The organism is uncultured Helicobacter sp. (assembly GCF_949282165.1).
Taxonomy (GTDB): Bacteria; Campylobacterota; Campylobacteria; order Campylobacterales; family Helicobacteraceae; genus Helicobacter_F.
The window spans coordinates 1-19,159 of sequence record NZ_CASDOV010000018.1; the positions used below are offsets into that span (position 1 = coordinate 1).

Here is a 19,159-nt window from a genome sequence, read left to right on the forward strand (position 1 = left end):
GACTTGGAGTGTGCTTAAGTCTCTGACTAATAATTGCCCCCCCCCCCGAGAGTGGTTTTAGATACGAGCTTAGATATTAGGCATTGTTTAGATTCACAAACTCATAGAGGTTTAGAATCTAGCTTTAGCAACTTAGATTTAAATTTAGAATCTAGCCCCATAGTTTTAGAATCTAATGAAGATTTAGAATCTAGTTTCAAGGTTTCAGATTCACAATCCAACCAAGATTCACAAAAACAAAATTTAGAATCTAATCCAATAGATTTAGAGTCTAAGCAACTCACACAATCCACAACGCTAAAAAATCCTAGCGAGACTTTGCTAAATACAAATAGTGCGTGCGGTAGCACGAGCCGAGCAGAATCTAAGAACTTAGATTCTGCCATTTTTGCGGAGCAAAAATCCAATCAATGTGGAGGTGCGATAGCACCAACCGACACTCGCCCTTGTCGTGGTGGCAAAAATCAGGAGCAAGGTGGCAGCAGTGCCACCGCTGATTTTTCTAAAGAAACTTCGTTTTGCCTAGACAAGGAAACAGCGAGGCACTCTCCCCGATTGCGCAAAAAGACCCAACGGGTTGCAAGCAAAGCGCAGCAAAAACGCGGCGCTTTATCTTTTTCTGGGCTGGGGAGAGCGGGGAGAGGGGAAACCCCTTTTTCTTTTGCGCAAACACAAGATTCTAAAAAATTAGAAAATATCCGTGAGAATGCGAGTCTAAGAAACTTAGAATCTATAGAATCTAGCGTGGAGATTTTAGGAAGCACGCAGCTTACAGAATCTAGCTTAGCAGATTCAGAATCTAAGACATTTACAGAATCTAGTTCGATGGATTCAAAGACGATTACAGAATCTAGCCCAATAGATTCTGAAATAAGCACAGAATCTAAAGAGATTCTAAAAAACGAGCAAAGACAGAATCTAAGCCAAAAAGAATCCACACAATCCCAAACAAATCCACAAACACACAATTTTGATTTAAACAAAATAGATTCTAAAGCACACACAGAATCTAGCGTAGATTCAAAGACGATTACAGAATCTACAAGGGCAAATGTAGAGAGCACACGATTCAAAGTAGATTCACAATCCAAAACACGCACAGAATCTAACACAGAGATTAGACGCAATGCACGATTGACAGATTCCCAAAAACAGAATCTACACAACACAGAAACCACACAACCCACCACAGATTCTATCCCACGCTTTATGGCTCCCCATATCGTAGCCATTAGACTTTCTACTAATAAAGGGCACCAAAACGCTCTTTTAGCCGGGCTAGAATACGCAAGCAAGCGGTGTGATTGTGCGATAAGTATTGATTGTGATTTGCAAGATGATGAGCAAAAATTTGATGAGTTTATGCAGCACTACAAAAGCGGCGCGGATATTGTGATGGGTATCCGCAACGATCGTGATACGGACACTGCGCTGAAAAAATACACTGCGCTAGGATTTTATAAGCTTATGCACTTTATGGGGGTAAAAATCATCTACAACCACGCAGATTACAGGCTGCTCTCAAGGCGTGCGATAGAATCTCTTATGGAGTTTAAGGAAGTCAATTTGTTTTTACGCGGGATTGTGCCACTGCTTGGGTTTAAGCACGATATGGTGTATTACGATAGGCTCTCTCGTGAGTTTGGCCAATCCAAATACCCCTTACGCAAAATGCTCTCCTTTGCGTGGAATGGTATTACAAGCTTTAGCATTATGCCACTGCGGCTTGTGAGTGTGCTAGGATTTGTGTTTTTTCTCCTCTCTCTTGGGCTTGGGGGCTATGCGCTTTATGTCAAAGTCTTTACAGATAATGCCTTGTGGGGTTGGGCATCGACTATCATTCCTTTTAGTTTTTTAGTGGGATTCAGTTGCTAAGTCTAGGGATTATTGGGGAATACATAGGGAAGATTTATACAGAATCTAAGCAGCGTCCGAGGTATTTTATACAGGAGGTGAGGGGGTGTAAAGGAAACCTTGATAAAGCTTGCGATGGGATTAGGGATTAAACAAAAGGAAAGATGGCTCCGGATGCAGGATTCGAACCTGCGACCAAGCGGTTAACAGCCGCCTACTCTACCGCTGAGCTAATCCGGAATGTAAAAAAAGCGCAATTATAAGTAAAAATTCTCCAAAAGTCAAGGCACTTGCGCCACAAGGTGTGATCTCTGCCAAACTAGAAAAATCGCTCCCTTTTGTGCAAACTCGCGCATTTTTGGGCTATGTCTTTGTCTTGGAGCACTTTATGCTCATCGAGTGAGCACAAAAAATCCTGCACCACTTCCTTTTTCACAAACACGGGCAGATAGCTATGGCGCGTAAGGCTAATAAGCCCCAAAAACCGCCCACTTGTGTCAAAAAACCCCTTGCCATAAGCAAGGTGTATGTAAGAATCTCTCCCTAAGCGATAGCCATATCGCACACGCCGCGCCAACGCCTCATCATAATACTCCGCGACTTCACCCACCTGCATCTTCTCTGGCACGAAGTAGTAGTATCTATCCACATACGGGAAAAACACTTCCTGCTTGGGATTGACGCTTGGGGCGGCATTAAACACATCGATGAAGGCATACTTGTGGATTCTGTCGTGGTAGTAGCTCTTTGGCACGATATTGCAATAATCATCGGTGCTCGCGATCTGCTCTAGCAGAGCCAAGCCACTATGTGTATCCACCGCCTTGAGATTGAGGCGCGCGGTGCAGATGATGACACTCGCGCTAGAATCCTGCATTTTGGCATAAATCGTGCGCGGCACGAGCGAGGCACTATGCACAATCTCACTTGAGGTAATGTATAAGCCGTTTTTAAGCATACTCGCAAAGCCGCGGCGCATCGAGCCATCATCAAAATGCACCTCGATAATGGCAGTGGCATAAATCCACGCTGGCAAGGGATCTGGGAGGATATGCTGCTGGGGCAGGAGCGCGGAGGATAGGGGAGGTGCGGTGTTTTGCTCAGAGATGGTATCAAAAAGCTCTTTGGAAGTAGGCGCGTGAGAATCTAGCTCTAGCAGGAGATTTGGCGCGCTAAAGGGGCTAATCGCCTCCTTTTGGGATTGTGTTTGTGCCTGCGCTCCCTCTCGTGTGAGTAGTTCCTCATCATAGACATCAGCGTGCAGCAGTGCGCAGACGCACACGATCCCTATGAGCCTTGCAATCCTTTGCAATTTCCCCATCCTTTAAGCGAAAGTATGCTGCTATATCGGTAAAATGCACGCGCATTTTTATTTTGAAACAAGGAGTTTGTATGGAAGAATTAAAGGTTTTTGACATCAATCCAAGCGAGCTAGAAAAGCTCAACTACGCGCTACTAAAAACCAACAAAGGCTCAATGCTCATCAAGCTATTCCCCGAGGACGCGCCACAAGCAGTTACCAACTTCGCCACACTCGCAAAAAATGGCTTTTATAACAATCTCACATTTCATCGCGTCATACCCGGCTTCGTCGCCCAAGGTGGCTGCCCCATAGGCAATGGCACGGGCGGTCCGGGCTATAGAATCCGCTGCGAACTCAAAGACAATCCAAATCTGCACAAAAAGGGCTCGCTCTCTATGGCGCACGCAGGGCGCGATACGGGTGGGAGTCAGTTTTTTCTCTGCTTTTTGGAGCAGCCCCATCTGGATGGCGAGCACACGGTGTTTGGACGCATACAACCAAACAAGCGCGAGAGTCTCAAAGTCCTAGATTCACTAAAACAAGGGGATATTATAGAATCTATTGAGATTTTTGAAGAGGAGCCAGAGGCAAACGCGTAAGTGCGAGGCTTGGCGTTTTGTGCGTTGGGGACTATCCTCGCTCATCGTCCTTATTAAGGGCGGTGTGTGGGGCACTTAGAGGTGCAGCGTAGCTACAATCGCCCGCTAACTTTGCGTTATGGGCACTACATAGACATTACATAAAGGAGAGCTAAATGAAACTAAGTGCGAGAAACCAACTCAAAGGCAAAATAGTCGAGATACAAGAAGGTGCGGTATCTGCCATAGTTAAGATTGACATAGGCGGTGGTAATATCATAAAGTCAAGCATTTCGCTAGAAGCCTTAAAAGAGCTTGATCTAAAGGTGGGCAAGGAAGCATATGCCGTGATAAAGGCTTCATCTGTGATGGTTGGGGTTGAGTAAGAGGGACTAAAACACAAAAGATTCTTAAGGATTTTAGCACACCAAATACCTTGCAAAGAAACAAGAGCTTGGGCACACACAAAGCGCAATCTCACTCTTTGTGTGGATCCTCCACCCCGCAAAGTTTGTAATACTCCTGCGAAAAAGCACAGATACAATCCTCCACCGGCTTTAAGCTTTTGTCAAGTGGAGTTAAGTGGTATTCTGTCTTAGGCGGCACCACAGGGTATAAAATCCGCTCTATTAAGCCATCGCTTTCTAGTTCCTTTAATTGCTGTGAAAGCATTTTTGGACTTGCTTTTGGCAGGGATTTGGCGATTTGGTTATACCTAAGTGTGTCGCTTAGTAAGTGGTGGATTGTCATTATTTTGAGTAAAAAGTAAAGCTAAAATATAAGCTTCATTAAAGTATAATTTCAAAAATTTAGCAGGGGTAAAATTTGACTTTAAAAAATCTCTCGCAAGTAAATTCCGCACAAAACCTACTTACTCCCAAACAAGCAGCACTTTTTGCAAGTGAGTATCTAGGCAAAAAGGTAAGTAATTCAAACATTAGCTATCTCATAAACTACGGCAAAATCGCTAATCACTCTAAAAATCCCAAAGAAAGCCTGATAGACAAAGAAGAGCTTAAAAATTATTATGATTTTCTAGCACAAAATAATGAAAATTTATCCCACCCGCTTTCTTTCTCAAAGTATAAAGAAGCAGAAACTACAAAGCATATCCACAGACTACACCCCTACAAGGGCAAATTTATTCCACAGCTTCTGGAGTATTTTTTAGATTCTCACATTGATGAGTTAAAGCAGGAAGTCTTTTTTAAAAAGGGTGATATAGTGCTTGATATATTTTGCGGAAGTGGCACAACTTTAAGTGTGGCAAATGAGCTAGGAATGCATGCCATAGGGCTAGAACTCTCAATCTTTAATACAAAACTAGCAAATGCAAAAGTGCGAGATTATGATTTAATGTCTTTAGAATCTGAGTTACAAAGATTAATAAGGCTTTTGGAATCATATAATAAAACTAAAGAAATTAAAGCCTTTGAAAATGCCTTAAATCAAGCCTTAAACGAGTTTAATGCTAAATATTTTCCAAGAGATTTTAAACGAAGGGTAGCCTTAAAAGAGATTGATGAAAAAAGCTATGGCAAACAAAAAGAGCAGGAATTTTTGCCAATCTATCAGAATATTTTAAAAGAATTTGGCATTAATACAGGGCTAAATACAGAGGGAAGTTTTTTTGAAAAATGGTATTTAGATTCCATAAGACAAGAGATTTTATTGTTAAAAAATGCTATTGAGAGTGCCCCCAAAGAATTACAAGATATATTACAAATCATACTAAGTCGCACAGCTAGAAGCTGCAGAGCGACTACACATAGCGATTTAGCGACCCTACAAGAGCCAATTACGATGAGTTATTTTTGCAGGAAACATGGCAGAATCTGTAAGCCACTTTTTAGCATAGAAAAATGGTTTAAAAGCTATGCTAAGGATAGTTTAAAAAGATTGCAAGAATTTAAAAGCTTAAAAACCAATACCAAACAAATATGCCTTAATGCGGATTCTAGGAATGCAAATATTATGGATTTGCTAGAAAATAAAGATAAAGATTTTGCTACCTTGTTAAAATCTCAAAAGATAGCTGGGATTTTTAGCTCTCCACCTTATGTAGGGCTGATTGATTACCACGAACAACATGCTTATGCCTATGATATTTTTAACTTAAATAGACAAGATGTAAATGAGATAGGAAGATTAAGCGAGGGGCAGAGCGGGGTAGCACAGGAGCGGTATGTAAAAGATATAGCACAAAGCCTACTTAATGCAAAAAAGTTTTTGCAAAAAGATTATGTAGTTTTTTTGGTAGCAAATGATAAATTTAGCCTCTATCCAAAAATAGCCGACTTAGCTGGAATGAAAATAATCAAAAAATACGACAGACCTGTGCTAAATCGCAGTGAAAAAGATTCTAAAACATATAGCGAAAGTATATTTTGTCTAAAGGAAAAGAATGCTTAAAGAAAAAATAAAGGCTAGACTTAGCACAGCTCTAAGGCAAAAATTCACAAATTATAAGCCTGAAAGTGCCTTTATGCCTTTTCATACAAGATTACTAGGAAAAGATAGAATGGCTTTGTATAGTTTTATCCAAAGTCTTAATACAAACTTTGGCACAAGCATTTTTGAGCCTGTGGCTGAAGTTTTAGCACTGCAAAATTTTGATGTGGTTAAAAGGCAGGTTGAGGCGGGTAGTATTATCACAAAAGAGGCTCAAAGAGTGGTGCAAGACATTATGGACTCTTTAGAAAGAGGCGATTCTAAGCCTGATAAAGAAAGTGAAATACAAAGAATTTTAGCTGTGGCAAAAAGTGGTGAGACTAGCAAGATAAAACCCACAAAGGTGGATTTATTCTTACAAAAAGATAATAATGTGTATCTTATAGACATAAAAACGGCTAAACCAAACAAGGGTGGATTTAAGGAATTTAAACGCACACTTTTAACTTGGGTGGCGAGTTTTGCATATAGCAATCCCAACCTAGACATTCATACACTCATTGCTATCCCCTACAATCCTTACGAACCAAAGCCCTACGAAAGATGGACTATGGCAGGAATGCTAGACTTAGATTCTGAACTCAAGGTAGCAAGTGAATTCTGGAACTTTTTGGGCGGAAATTCTAGTTATGAAATGCTGCTTGAAGCTTTTGAGGAAGTGGGTTGTGAGATGAGAGATGAGATTGATGAGTATTTTAAGAGGTTTGAATACAAGTAACTATAATTTTACACTTCCCAAAAGCATAGTATATACCAAAAAAGTGCGTATTGACAAAAAAACCATTGAAATTTATAATTTTGCAAAAATTTAAGGAGATTGCAATGAAAACTATACTTTTACTCAATGGTAGCAAGGCTTTTGGTGCATCAGGTGCTAAGCTGAATGAGGCTTTGCACGGTACAGCAAAAGAGACTTTAGAAAATTTAGGACACAAGGTGCTTGAAACGCATATAGACAAGGGCTATGATAAAGATGAGGAGTTAGAAAAGCTGCTTAAATCTGATGTGTGGCTGTGGCAGTTTCCGGGCTGGTGGATGGGTGAGCCGTGGATAGTGAAAAAGTATATTGATGAGGTTTTTTGTGCGGGGCATACGAAGCTCTATGCAAATGACGGACGAAGCCGAAGCGATTCTAGCAAAAAGTATGGTAGTGGTGGGCTCGTGCAAGGCAAAAAATATCTTTTTAGCACGACTTGGAATGCCCCGCTAGAGGCTTTTACAGAATCGGGGCAGTTTTTTGAATCCCAAGGCATCGATGGTGTGCTTTTCCACCTGCACAAAGCCCACGAGTTTTTGGGTATGCAGGCTCTACCTAGCTTTATGTGTAATGATGTGCATAAAGAGCCTGATTTTGATAAATACAAGGCTGATTATAAGGCACATTTGCAAAGGGTTTTTGGCTAAAAGACTACACACAAAACAATTAGTAAAAATATTGAGTTTAATTAATTATGTGTATATCTAACGCTAGATTCCAAGCTGTTTGAGTGTAATTAATTAAAATAATTTGTAGCGGTGTAGTTTCAAAAAATGTTATAATCAGTATATGTTAGAAACATAATAGACAAGGATAGGAGGTATAATGAAAGCAAATGAAAGCAATTTTTCTTTTATGCAAGAGGAAAGTATCATTGAAATCCCCTTTTTTCAGAGAGCGTATGTGTGGGAGCAAGAGCAGTGGGAGCAGCTTTTTGAGGATTTATTACAAAGCTTTGAAAATAAAAAAGAGCATTTTTTGGGCTCTATTATACTCAAGCAGCTACCAAGTAACGCCGGAGAGGGGGCAAAAAGAAGTCTCATAGATGGACAACAAAGGCTTACTACTTTTTCCCTCCTCATTAAAACTTTGTATGATACCTTAAATAGCGAGGATAAAGCAGATTATGCAGGGTATTTGTTTAAACGACCAACAAAGGACAAAAAATCTAAAATCAGACATTCTAAAATTGATAGTTTTGCTTTTAATGCGATATTACAGGCAAAGAACACACAAGATTGCGGAGAATTTCAAGTCGCTAAGAATGAGAGAAAATCCAATAATGTAAAAAAGCAAAAAGAGAAAGGATTGATTTCATGCTATCAGTATTTTTCTGAAAAAATTAAAGAAGTAGGAGAAGCAAAAGCATTTTTGGATTACATCTTAGATTCAAAACTTTGGGTTATTATTAATTTAGAAGCTAATGAGGACGAGCAAAAAATCTTTGATTCTATCAATACCGCAGGGCTTAGACTTACAGCAACAGATATTATCAAAAATGCCCTTTTTGATAGAGCTATGAGGCTGCAAGCAGACTATGAAAAATGGTATGAGACATATTGGGAATCACTTTTTGAAAAAGACGAGGAACAAAGGAATTTTTGGGAGCAAGAAGTCTCCACAGGGAGAATACGCAGGGTGCAAAGTGAGATATTTTTGCATGCTTTTGCCATTATTGATGGCTTTTTTAACCCCGAGCATGATACTTTAGAAAATCTTAGTGCTATCTATAAAAGGCAGATTCAAAGCTTTGAAGACAGAGAAAAACTAGAATCTTTTTTGCAAAAGATTTATAAATATGCTTCTTTATACAAAGATTTTCCAAAAATTACAAAAGAAAGTTTATTGAGTTATGAGGATTACGAATCTAGACTCTTTGCTATTTTAAAGGTTACAGACACAAACACTATAATGCCCCTTGTGCTATATCTCAAAAGCTCACTGCAAGAGCAAGGGATTCTAAAAGAGGCTTTGTATCTTTTAGAAGTGTTTGTGACAACTCGCTTTCTTTGCAATGAAACGACTAGAAACTATAGTAAATTCTTTCCACAAATTATAAAAGCCTTGCAAAAAACAAAGAATGATACTTTTTTGCAAACTCTCAAACAATCTTTGCAAAAAGAGGGGATTCCAACGATCAAAGATATTAAAGACTCGCTTATCTCAGAAAAATACTATCTTAATAATAAGCGGGCAACGCTGGTGCTTTTTTGGATAGAACTATACAGACGCCATAACAATCAAGGAAAGCAGGATATTATCGAACTTCCTTATGCTTACACATTAGAACATTTGATGCCACAGGCATGGAAGAAGCATTGGGAAGAGATTGGTGAAAGTGAGGAAAACGCCCAAAACCTTATTTATCAAATTGGCAATATGACTTTGCTAAAAGGTGGGCTAAATAGTGTTATCAAAAATCAATCTTGGGAGATTAAACTCAATGGCGATGGGAGTAGAAAAAATACTATAAAAAAATGTGCAGATTTACTGATTACAAAAGAACTCTTAGATATCAAGCAATGGGATAGATATACTATCCAAGAACGCACAGATAGATTAGTAAAAGAATTTTTTGCAGTATGGAATATAGACCGTCTATATTGAGGTTTGACTAAAAAGGAGCAAAATGCAACGAGATTCTATAAAGATGCATTCTATTGAAGCCTCCCAGACCCTGCGGCTACTTTATCCCCAGTGGCAGGGAGATAATATAGCAAGGCTTGTGCCGGAGCTTAAGGAAGAGGATTCTAGTCTTGGTTATGCTTTGGGTGCGGAGCTTTTAAATTTTTTAGCACCGCAGAATTTAAATAGCAAAACCGCTAAAGTGCCTGTGTCTATGGAGTATAAAAGAGAATCTAAAAATGGAATTTTAAACTACGATGAGATTGTGAAGCAAACAAAGGCGGCTTTAGAGATTTTAGAAGCTGAAAATCCCGATAAGATTCTAACTCTAGGCGGGGAATGCTCTGTGCCTGTTTTTAGCTACCTAGCACATAAGTATAAGGGCGATGTGGCGGTGGTGTGGATAGACGCACATAAGGATTTAAATTTGCCCGGCGATGCTTACGAGGGCTATCACGCTATGGCTTTGGCTGCTTGTTTTGGGCTTGTGGATAAAGAAGGACTTGCTAAGCTTTTACCCTTTCATTTTAAGCCGCAAAATGCTTTGCTTGTGGGTGTTAGGGACTTTGAGGGTAAAAAAGAAAGACTAGATGAAATCGGTGTAAAATACCTAAGCCCTGAAGATTCTAAAAATCCTACAAAGTTACTAGAGTGGCTAAAAAGCACGGGCAAAAGTAAGGTGGCGGTGCATTTTGACTTAGATGTGCTAGATCCTAGTGAGCTAGTGATGGCGGTGGGCGTGGTGGAAAATGGGCTAAAAATAGCTGAGGTAATTAGTCTCATAAATTCCATAAACGCAAATTATGAGCTAGTGGGACTTAGTATAGCCGAGCATATGCCAAGAGTTGCGATAAAACTAAGAAATATGATGAGGGAATTGCCTTTGTTTTAATACTCTGCAAACAAGCACAATCCATAACACATACAGAATCTAACCCAAAAGCCTCTCACGATATTCCTCACATCTTTGTCTTTGCTTCTATGCCAATGAGGCGTAAGCCTAGCGTGATGCTCTCACTCACCACTAACAGGGCTTTGAGAATCTCCGCCTGATGGGGCGAGCCCAAAATCTTATGGGCGTTATAAAAACTATGGAAATCGCCTGCGAGATTTTTGAGATACTCACACACCTTTTGAATCTCGCGCTCACAAAAGCTAGAATGCAGCACCTGATGGATACTTAGCGCATTAAACACGAGCGCATACAAATCCTGCCACATCGCCAAATCCTCTCCCACAAATCGCGCACCAAGCACCTCTGATCGCGAAAGCGAGGACTTCTCTAGGAGCGTGTGGATTCTGGCGTTGGCATAGTTGATATAAAAAATCGGATTAGAAGAATCTTGCTTAGAAAGCGTGTCAATATCAAACTCCAAATGCGTATCCACGCGCTTAGTCAAAAACACAAAGCGCAACGCATCACTCCCGATATCTGCAACCACATCGCGCAAAAGTATAAAATTCCCCGCGCGCTTGCTCATCTTGTAGTTTTGCCCACCTTGCGAAAGGGCTACCATTTGGGAGAGCAGGACTTCTAGCTTGTTGCTCTCATAGCCCAAAAACTCTATAGCCGCCTTCACTCGCGCGATATAGCCGTGATGATCCGCACCCCAAATATTGATATAGCGATCAAAATCGCGCAAAAATTTGTCCTGATGATAGATGATATCGCCCGCCAGATAAGTGGGCTCGCCATTTTCACGCACGATTACGCGATCTTTTTGATCGCCCTTTTGTGTCGAGCATAACCAAAGCTTGCCCTCCCTCTCTTCCACGCCATCGTGGGATTTGAGCACTTCCAAAGTCTCCGCCCATCTCCCAAAGAGCTCCCTCTCACTCACATAGCAATCAAACTCTATATCAAGACTCTTTAGATTCTCACGGATTTCTTCAAGCATTAAATCTTTGGCAAAAACGCTAAGAGTTGAAATCTGCAAATCATTAGCAAAAATCTCTTTGCCAAAACGCGCTAGAGCCGCCTTGGCGATATCAATAATATACGCGCCTTTGTAGTATTCCTCCGGGTAGGTTACCGCCTCGCCCAAAAGCTCTCTGCCGCTCAAATACACAGAAAGCCCCAAGGTGTGAATCTGATTGCCCGCGTCGTTGATGTAATACTCGCTCACAATCTCATAGCCCAAAAACTGCCCAATGCGCCTTAGGCTATCGCCATAAATCGCCCCACGAGCGTGCCCTATATGCAGCGGTCCCGTGGGATTGGCACTCACAAACTCTAGCAAGATTCTCTCCTGCTTCCCAAAATTTTGGGGGACAAAATACTCGCCATTTAGGGCTTTCTCACAAAGCGAATCCAAAAAGCTATGAGAAAGCGTGAGATTGATATACCCATTTATCGGCTCGACTTTAGCAAACTCCTCACAATCGCGCAAAAGCGCACTAAGCTCATCAGCGATGAGGTTTGGGGCTTTTTTGAGGGATTTGGCAAGCACAAAGGCTATGGGCGTGGCAAAATGCCCAAACTCTTTTTGTTTAGGGCGCTCGAGTGGGACTTGGATAGATTGACTTGGTGCGATGTGCGTGCGTATGAGATTTTCTAAAAGCTCTTTGATGTGATGATACATAGCCAAAAATACCTTGAAAAAGCGATGAGAACGAGCAAAAATTAGCTTTTTTGCTCTGTGGTGGATTCTGTTTTTTGGATATTTGGTGTTTTAGATTCTGTAGCTTGGGCGATTTTTTCTTGCTCCTCATCGTCCTCTTTGATAGCTTTTTTGAAATTCTTCACTCCGCTACCTAAGCCCTTTGCTAGCTCTGGAATCCTCTTAGCACCAAAAAGTAGCACAATCACTAGCAGGACAATCACCCAATGCCAAATGCTTCCTGTTCCCATAATCTCTCCTTTGTGATAATATTAAAATGAGGGGCATTATAGCCAAAATGCGTTTAACCTTTGCCCCAGTTTTGTAAAAGCTCCTCGTTTTGGCGCGTATTGCGATAGAGCAAACTCCGCGCAATCGAGGTAATGGCTTGCTTTGCCTGCGTAATATCATCGTTTATAAGCACATAGTCGAATGTGTGCAAATGCTGCATCTCCTCATAGGCTTGGATCAGTCGAAACTCTATGGTGTGCTCATCATCGGTTTGGCGACTTTGCAACCGATTTTTTAGAATCTCTTTATTTTTAGTCGTGATAAACACAGATTGGGCAAAATCCCCAAAGTGCGCCTTGATATCCCTATGCCCCTGCACATCGACATCAAAGAGCACGAGCTTCCCCTGCTCTAGCGCACGCGTGATGGGCTCTAGGGAAGTGCCATAGTAGTTGTTATGCACCTGCGCCCACTCCAAAAACCTCCCCTCCTGCACCTGTGCGAGGAACTCCTGCTCACTCACGAAATGATAATGCACGCCATCCTGCTCGCCTTGGCGCATAGCGCGCGTGGTAGTCGAGATGGAAAAATAGAGATTGGGGATAGCGCGCAAAAGCTCTTGGGTTAAAGTGCTCTTGCCACAGCCACTAGGTCCAGAGATGATGAGCACCGCGCCCTTGCTCATTTGTTTGTGTCCTTAAAGCTGATATTAATCGTTACTTCCATACCATCAAGCAATGCCGTGAGCTCCGAGCTCTGCAAATGCTTGATAGAATCTTGTATGGATTGGCTTAGGGCATTGGTTACTACTGCTATGTCCTTGTTTGTTTTGCTTGCGTCTGTCTCCTCACTTTTGGCAGTATCTAGGGCTATATCCGCCGTATCTAAGGCATTTAGATTCTCTTGCGCGTTGGTTTGCGGTGTAGATTCTATCGGGGCTGCCTCCTCGCCCACTGCGCGCAATACCTCCCGTTCATCAAGTGCTTGGAAGTCCTCATCTAGCCGCACTTCCTCAATCTCAATGTGTGAATCCTCCACCTCTTTAGTATCTTGGGGCTTTTCCTTGGGGCTTTCTAGCGATTGCTCCGCCTGTGCGTCCTCGCTAGATTCTGTATCTTGGGGAGATTGTGTGGATTCTATCGTGGTATTCTCGTGGGCTTGGGGCTCATTAGATTCTATCTCGCTAGATTCTAGCTCATCAGATTCTAGGGCTTGCAGCTCCTCGTTTTTGCTATCCTGCGCACCACCACTCTGAATCTCACTCTGCTCATTGCTAGAAATGCCTTCCTCTCCCGTCTCATCGAGGCTCATCTCCTCTTCTTTAAGGCTTTCAGAACTCTCGTGCGTATCCTCTAGCCCCTCCATATCCTCAGAGTGCAAATCCTCCAAATCAAGGCTTTCTAAATCCAAATCCTGCATACCCAGATCCAAATTTAATCCCTGCGCTAGCTCATCGGGCGACGCACTAGATTCTGCGCTCTCTTGTGTAGTATCAGAATCCTCCTGCGCACTCTCTTTGGCTTCATCGCTCTTATCTAGCTCATCAAAACCACTCAAATCCCCCAACTCATCAAGGTTGATATCACCCATCAGATCCACTTCACTGCCCTGCTGCGCGCTAGCCTCATCGCTTTTGTCCTTTGTCTCTTCTTTTTCTTGGAGCTCATCAAGGATATGGCTTACTTCATTTATTTGTTCAGAATCTAGCACCTGCGGCGCTGCCCTATCCTCCGCCCCACTCTCTGCATTTTCCTCCACATCCGCGCCCTCACGCGCTTCCTCCACCTGCTGGGCAATCTCACTCTCGCTTTCAAGCCTCTCATCATTATCTAGCGCGCTCTCCTCTGTCTCCACATCGCCAAATTCCCCCAAATCGAGTGCTTCTAAATCGATATCTTGCCCCTCATCTGTTTGTGCCAACTCCTGCGGTGCGCCCTCGGGGGCTTGGGGAGATTGTGCCGTGAGAGAATCTAGCAAATCCTCGCTCATATCCATATCGCTAGATTCTGTGAGATTCAAATCCTCCAATCCCTCCTCTAGCTTCAAATCCCCCAAAATATCCTCTTTGCCAAGCTCTGTGGGTAGAGGCTGCGCATTGCCCGTATCCTCGAGGCTACTCTCCTCATTGTCGAGATGGTATGCTTCAGAGAGGGCTTTGAGATGAGAGAGAGGCGAGAGATGCTCATCGCTCTGTGGGCTTTCATCAGATATATCAGGCGAGGGGTTAGATTCTGTAAATTCTGTAGTTTGGAAAAACGCTTCTTTATTTTGTGCGTTGGCAATTTGAGCAAGCATAATCTCAAGAATATGCGTGGGGATAAAGGGCTTTTTGATATATTCGCTAAAGCCCTCACTCATCTCCTCGTGCTTGGAGTAGATAAGACACGCGCGGCGACCGCTTATGAGCGTATCATAGGCGGATTTGTCCATATTGTAGCAGCCATCATCAGCGATGATATAGTCATACTGCTCCATATCGCCGACTTGGCTTGGCTCACTCACGGTTATGAGCTCCACATTTGCCTTTTGCGCGGTAACCTCGACGAGCTTTTGGACGATTTGATTTGTGTTAATAAAAAGTATTTTCATCTCACACCTTGCTTAAAGAGTAATTTTGCTATTATAACCAAACCACGATGAGAAAGGATATAAAATGTGGATAAAAAAGTGTTTTTTGTGCGTGGTATGCCTCGCACTCTACGGACAAGAAAGCCCCCAAATAAGCCCTAATCACAGCAATATAGAATCTCTATACATAATGCCCTATGAAAATAATGAGGCTCTCAAATCCTTGCTCACATATATCAAAAATGCTAAGAAAAAGATTGACATCTCTATCTATAGCTTCACCAACAGAGAGATTGCTAAGGCACTGCGCGACACCGCCAAAAAGGGGGTAAAAATCACGATTATCTATGACAAAAGCTCAAATCTCAAAAACGACACTTCCACCATCGGCTACCTTGCCAAATACAACAACATCGAGGCTTGCACACTAGAGGGGAAGTCCGCACCAAGCTACACGGGCATAATGCACCAAAAGATGATGGTTGTGGATGGGGAGATTCTCATACTAGGCTCTGCAAATTGGAGCAAAAGCGCGTTTGCATACAATTATGAAACGCTGCTCATCACGCGCAATCCAAGCCACACACGCAAAGCAGCCCAATACTTCACGCGTATGCTAAAAGAATGCCAAGCGTTTAGATAAGTGCTGGCTACTTCATCCCTACTGCAACCATCTTGCGGCGCAAGTAGGCGATTTTGCTCTGTAGGGGCAGCTCTTTGGGGCAGACATCGTGGCAGGCGATGAGGCTCATACAGCCAAATACGCCATTGTCATTGCCCACAAGCTCGTAATAATCCTCATCACTACGCTCATCGTGTGGATCAATCATAAAGCGCACCACGCGATTCATACCTGCAGCCCCTAGGAAGTCCTCGCGCATTACCTTTGTCGCGCAGCTCGCGATACAGCAGCCACACTCGATACAACGATCTAGCTCAAACACCTCTTGTGCAACTTCAGGCTCCACGCGCTCTTCAACCGCAGAGATATCCACCTCTTTTTGTGAGTGAATCCAGCTCTCCACGCGCTTTGTCATTCCCTCAAACCACTCGCCGGTATTGACACTCAAATCCTTGATGAGCTTAAACGCCGGAAGAGGCATAAGCGTGATCACATCAGGGAGATCTTTAGTTAGTGTGCGGCAAGCAAGGCGCGGACGACCATTTATCATCATACCACAGCTCCCACAAATCCCCGCGCGACACACAAAATCAAAACTCAAGTCCGGATCTTGGTGCTCACGGATAAGATTAAGCGCGATAAAAATAGTCATAGAATCTGTTTCTTGGAGCTTGTATTCTCGAAAATGCGGCTTAGAAACAGCACTTTGGGGATCGAATTTCAATGCTTTGATTGTTAAAGTTCTTGCTTGTGCGCTCATTATTTATCTCCTAATCGTTGGTTTCTTGCCTTGAATTTGGCTTGAAGTTCAAAAGGCATCAATGCTTCTTGGATAGCGTATCTATCGCCACCCTTGCCCTGAATCTCTTGTGTGATCGCATCTATTTGGGCTTGTCGCTGCGCGGATAGAGGATTTTCTATCATATTATCCTTAGCACCATACCCGCGGAATCCGGGCGCGATCTCCATTTTCATAATATCCAAATCCTCATATGTAACCGTTGGCAGGGTTTGGTTTGGATCCTCCCAGCTTGTGAGCGTGCGCTTAAGCCAATTAAGATCGTCGCGTTTTGGATAATCCTCGCGGCTATGCGCACCTCTAGATTCTGTCCTTTGCAACGCCCCAAGTGCCACACAAAGCGCGATTTTTAGCATTTTTGGCACACGATAGGCATCTTCAAGCTCGGGGTTATCGTGGAGCTTTTTGTTTTTGACTTGGATATTTTTGCTACGCTTATAGAGCTCCTCTAGGCGCGTTACCGCATCTTGCAAGCCCTTGCCCTCACGGAAGATTCCCACATCTTCTTCCATAATCTCTTTCATTTGGTTTTTGATGACATAGACATCTTCGTTGCCCGAGTTGTTGAGTAGGCTCTCAAGGTAGCTTTGCTGCTTATTGAGGAAAGATTCTACGACATTGGTAGAGATATCAGTTTGCGCGCCCTCGCAGAATTGCGCGAAATAATCCCCGATAATCATACCACTCACCACTGCTTCACTCACAGAGTTTCCGCCCAAGCGGTTAAATCCGTGCAAATCCCAACACGCCGACTCACCCGCAGCAAAGAGTCCCTGCAAATATGTGTGCCCTTGGTAATTTGTCCGAATGCCGCCCATAGAGTAGTGCTGCATAGGCTTCACAGGTGCCCAGCCTTTTCTACCCTCATCGGCAGGATCAATACCAGCAAAGACTTTACAAATATCCTGCACATCACGCAAATTGCGCTCGATATGCTCGCGTCCCAAAATCGAGATATCAAGCCACAAATGTTCGCCATAAGGAGACTTCACGCCCTTGCCCTCACGGATTCTTTGAATCATTCTACGGGAAACCACATCGCGGCTTGCGAGCTCTTTTTTCTCGGGCTCATAATCGGGCATAAAGCGGTAGCCATCGACATCACGCAAAATCCCGCCATCGCCACGACAACCCTCTGTGAGCAAGATTCCAGAGGGGAAAAGCGGAGTGGGGTGGAATTGCACCGCTTCCATATTGCCAAGCTTTGCCACGCCTGTCTCCATAGCAATCGCTAGCCCTGTCCCCTCACAAATCACAGCATTTGTAGTGTTTTTGTAGATTCTGCCATAGCCACCCGTGGCGATAAGCGTGCCCTTAGAAACATACGCGCTTAGCTCACCAGTTACCAAATCACGCACGATTGCCCCATAGCACCTACCATCTTTGTGGATAATGCTTAACGCCTCTTTTCTGTCTTGGATATCTACGCCATTTTTATACGCTTCGTTTGCCACCGCATAGAGCATTGTGTGCCCGGTAGCGTCAGCAGTGTAGCAGGTTCGCCATTTTTTGGTGCCACCAAAATCGCGTGAGTGGATATAGCCGTGCCTGTACTCCTCCTCGGTAATGGTAGTCTTTTGGGCATTGATGATAGCAGTCCTATCGCCTTTTTTGATTCTCGTCCAAGGCACGCCCCACGCAGCAAGCTCTCTAATAGCCTTTGGCGCAGTGGTTACAAACATTCTCGCCACTTCTTGATCACAACCCCAATCGCTTCCCTTAACCGTATCAGCAAAGTGCAAATCCTCATTATCCCCATCACTCATTTTTGAATTCCCAAGGCTTGCTTGCATACCACCCTGTGCCGCTGCAGAGTGCGATCGCTTAACCGGCACGAGAGACAAAACTATTGTGTTTAAGCCCTTTTGTTTTGCTGCAATCGATGCTCTAAGCCCAGCCAAGCCCCCGCCTATCACAAGCGCATCACAATATGTTATCTTCATTTGCTCTCCTTTTTGCCAAAGTCTTGTATATCTTGTGCTTTATAATCTTGCAAGGTTTTTTGTGAATCTTGCCCCAAACCGATAGACACATACGCAGCATAGGTGCAGATACCAAGCGCAAGGAAGAAAATAGTCATACCCATTTTGATAGTGCGGAGAGTTTTGATACCAAGTCCCTCAAACCAACCCCATTTGATACAAAGCCTATAAAGTCCCACAGATCCGTGAATCTCCACCGCTATAAGGAGCACCAAATACAAAAGCCAAAAGTGATCATGTACAAAACGATATGCAGAAGTGCTCGGACCGATGGTATCGGGTTTGGTAAGCATAATATAGAGATGAATACTGCCTAAGAAAAAGAGAGCAAAGCCCGTGAGCACTTGCAATCCCCAATAGCTCGTATCGCCGTGCTTCATTAAGTCCTTATGCACTTTAAAAGACAAAAATTGCTTGTAGTTAATGGGAAACTTGCGCACTGCCAAAAATGCGTGTGTAACAAACGCAACGATCACAATCGCGGCAATAATACTCACGATGATGGGTTTCCCACCCTCAAAGATAAAATCCAGCTCAAAAAACTTAGTGATGGCATACATCGCCTCTTTGCCGAGCAAAATGCTTGAGACAAAAAACATATGCGCTATCATAAACAACGCCAAAAATAAGCCCGTAGCACTTTGGTAAAAATCCAGCTTTGCAGGGATCTTGCTATGCTTGCGCTCAGGAGTTACGCCGGTGTAACTCTCAATAACTTTCTCTTCTTGCATATCCTCTCCTTATCTTGTGTTATATTCCCCTTATACGTTGAATATATCTTTGATTGTA

General features: G+C 43.0%; 18 protein-coding genes and 1 tRNA gene. 9 read left to right on the forward strand and 10 right to left on the reverse strand.

The genetic code is table 11. The features are described 5' to 3' along the window. Positions 1–33: 33 nt before the first annotated feature. Positions 34–1,875 carry a glycosyltransferase gene (locus ACH2BK_RS08320; RefSeq protein WP_395003322.1) on the forward strand — a complete coding sequence of 614 codons (1,842 nt, stop codon included), beginning with the start codon at positions 34–36 and terminating at the stop codon, positions 1,873–1,875. 144 nt (positions 1,876–2,019) lie between these two features. Here ACH2BK_RS08320 and ACH2BK_RS08325 read toward each other — a convergent pair. After that, a tRNA-Asn gene (locus ACH2BK_RS08325) sits at positions 2,020–2,094 on the reverse strand. Positions 2,095–2,173: 79 nt separating this feature from the next. Continuing rightward, entirely contained in the window at positions 2,174–3,166 is a 993-nt protein-coding gene (locus ACH2BK_RS08330) for a hypothetical protein (protein WP_395003324.1), read from the reverse strand. 80 nt (positions 3,167–3,246) lie between these two features. Between ACH2BK_RS08330 and ACH2BK_RS08335 the strand changes: the two genes are divergently transcribed. Together ACH2BK_RS08335 and ACH2BK_RS08340 are read left to right on the forward strand one after the other, a co-directional pair. Continuing rightward, positions 3,247–3,756: a peptidylprolyl isomerase gene (locus tag ACH2BK_RS08335; RefSeq protein ID WP_394997999.1), complete on the forward strand. Its 510-nt coding sequence runs from the start codon at positions 3,247–3,249 to the stop codon at positions 3,754–3,756. Between the two features lie 155 nt (positions 3,757–3,911). Continuing rightward, positions 3,912–4,121 carry a molybdopterin-binding protein gene (locus tag ACH2BK_RS08340; RefSeq protein WP_394997997.1) on the forward strand — a complete coding sequence of 70 codons (210 nt, stop codon included), beginning with the start codon at positions 3,912–3,914 and terminating at the stop codon, positions 4,119–4,121. 91 nt (positions 4,122–4,212) lie between these two features. Here ACH2BK_RS08340 and ACH2BK_RS08345 read toward each other — a convergent pair whose 3' ends face one another. Next, positions 4,213–4,485, reverse strand: coding sequence for a winged helix-turn-helix transcriptional regulator (locus tag ACH2BK_RS08345; RefSeq protein WP_395003326.1), 273 nt, complete (start codon positions 4,483–4,485; stop codon positions 4,213–4,215). A 75-nt stretch (positions 4,486–4,560) separates the two neighbouring features. Between ACH2BK_RS08345 and ACH2BK_RS08350 the strand changes: the two genes are divergently transcribed. The 5 genes from ACH2BK_RS08350 to ACH2BK_RS08370 all read left to right on the forward strand — a co-directional run bounded on the left by ACH2BK_RS08350 (position 4,561) and on the right by ACH2BK_RS08370 (position 10,460). Then, a complete protein-coding gene (locus ACH2BK_RS08350) occupies positions 4,561–6,147 on the forward strand; it encodes a DNA methyltransferase (protein WP_395003328.1) in 1,587 nt (528 codons plus the stop codon). Then, positions 6,140–6,904, forward strand: a complete 765-nt coding sequence (locus ACH2BK_RS08355; RefSeq protein ID WP_395003330.1) for a TdeIII family type II restriction endonuclease — start codon at positions 6,140–6,142, stop codon at positions 6,902–6,904. Before ACH2BK_RS08350 ends, ACH2BK_RS08355 begins: the two co-directional genes overlap by 8 nt. 104 nt (positions 6,905–7,008) lie before the next feature. Continuing rightward, positions 7,009–7,590: an NAD(P)H-dependent oxidoreductase gene (locus ACH2BK_RS08360; RefSeq protein WP_395003332.1), complete on the forward strand. Its 582-nt coding sequence runs from the start codon at positions 7,009–7,011 to the stop codon at positions 7,588–7,590. Positions 7,591–7,768: 178 nt separating this feature from the next. Next, positions 7,769–9,550, forward strand: coding sequence for a DUF262 domain-containing protein (locus ACH2BK_RS08365; protein ID WP_394997992.1), 1,782 nt, complete (start codon positions 7,769–7,771; stop codon positions 9,548–9,550). Positions 9,551–9,572: 22 nt separating this feature from the next. After that, the gene (locus ACH2BK_RS08370) at positions 9,573–10,460 is read left to right on the forward strand and encodes an arginase family protein (RefSeq protein ID WP_395003334.1); all 888 of its coding nucleotides are present in this window, start codon (positions 9,573–9,575) and stop codon (positions 10,458–10,460) included. Positions 10,461–10,527: 67 nt separating this feature from the next. Here ACH2BK_RS08370 and argS read toward each other — a convergent pair whose 3' ends face one another. From argS to ACH2BK_RS08390, 4 genes are read right to left on the reverse strand one after another with little or no spacing between them, the layout of a single operon-like run. Then, entirely contained in the window at positions 10,528–12,150 is a 1,623-nt protein-coding gene (gene argS / locus ACH2BK_RS08375) for an arginine--tRNA ligase (RefSeq protein ID WP_395003336.1), read from the reverse strand. Between the two features lie 41 nt (positions 12,151–12,191). Further along, positions 12,192–12,422, reverse strand: coding sequence for a twin-arginine translocase TatA/TatE family subunit (tatA, locus tag ACH2BK_RS08380; RefSeq protein ID WP_394998006.1), 231 nt, complete (start codon positions 12,420–12,422; stop codon positions 12,192–12,194). Between the two features lie 50 nt (positions 12,423–12,472). Continuing rightward, entirely contained in the window at positions 12,473–13,084 is a 612-nt protein-coding gene (gene gmk, locus ACH2BK_RS08385; protein ID WP_395003338.1) for a guanylate kinase, read from the reverse strand. Further along, positions 13,081–14,988, reverse strand: a complete 1,908-nt coding sequence (locus ACH2BK_RS08390; protein WP_395003340.1) for a hypothetical protein — start codon at positions 14,986–14,988, stop codon at positions 13,081–13,083. The genes gmk and ACH2BK_RS08390 overlap by 4 nt, the downstream gene beginning before the upstream one ends. Before the next feature lie 64 nt (positions 14,989–15,052). Here ACH2BK_RS08390 and ACH2BK_RS08395 point away from each other — a divergent pair, with 64 nt between their 5' ends. Beyond that, a complete protein-coding gene (locus ACH2BK_RS08395; RefSeq protein WP_395003342.1) occupies positions 15,053–15,610 on the forward strand; it encodes a phospholipase D-like domain-containing protein in 558 nt (185 codons plus the stop codon). Between the two features lie 7 nt (positions 15,611–15,617). On the opposite strand, the gene ACH2BK_RS08400 is transcribed toward ACH2BK_RS08395, so the two are convergent. The 3 genes from ACH2BK_RS08400 to ACH2BK_RS08410 are packed head-to-tail and all read right to left on the reverse strand — an operon-like array spanning position 15,618 to position 19,101. Continuing rightward, positions 15,618–16,349 (reverse strand): fumarate reductase iron-sulfur subunit, encoded by a 732-nt coding sequence (locus ACH2BK_RS08400; RefSeq protein ID WP_395003344.1) that lies wholly within the window; start codon positions 16,347–16,349, stop codon positions 15,618–15,620. Continuing rightward, positions 16,349–18,331, reverse strand: coding sequence for a fumarate reductase flavoprotein subunit (locus ACH2BK_RS08405; RefSeq protein WP_395003346.1), 1,983 nt, complete (start codon positions 18,329–18,331; stop codon positions 16,349–16,351). The genes ACH2BK_RS08400 and ACH2BK_RS08405 overlap by 1 nt, the downstream gene beginning before the upstream one ends. Next, on the reverse strand, positions 18,328–19,101 hold the full coding sequence (locus tag ACH2BK_RS08410; protein WP_394997977.1) for a fumarate reductase cytochrome b subunit: 774 nt from the start codon (positions 19,099–19,101) through the stop codon (positions 18,328–18,330). The genes ACH2BK_RS08405 and ACH2BK_RS08410 overlap by 4 nt, the downstream gene beginning before the upstream one ends. Positions 19,102–19,159: the final 58 nt, after the last annotated feature.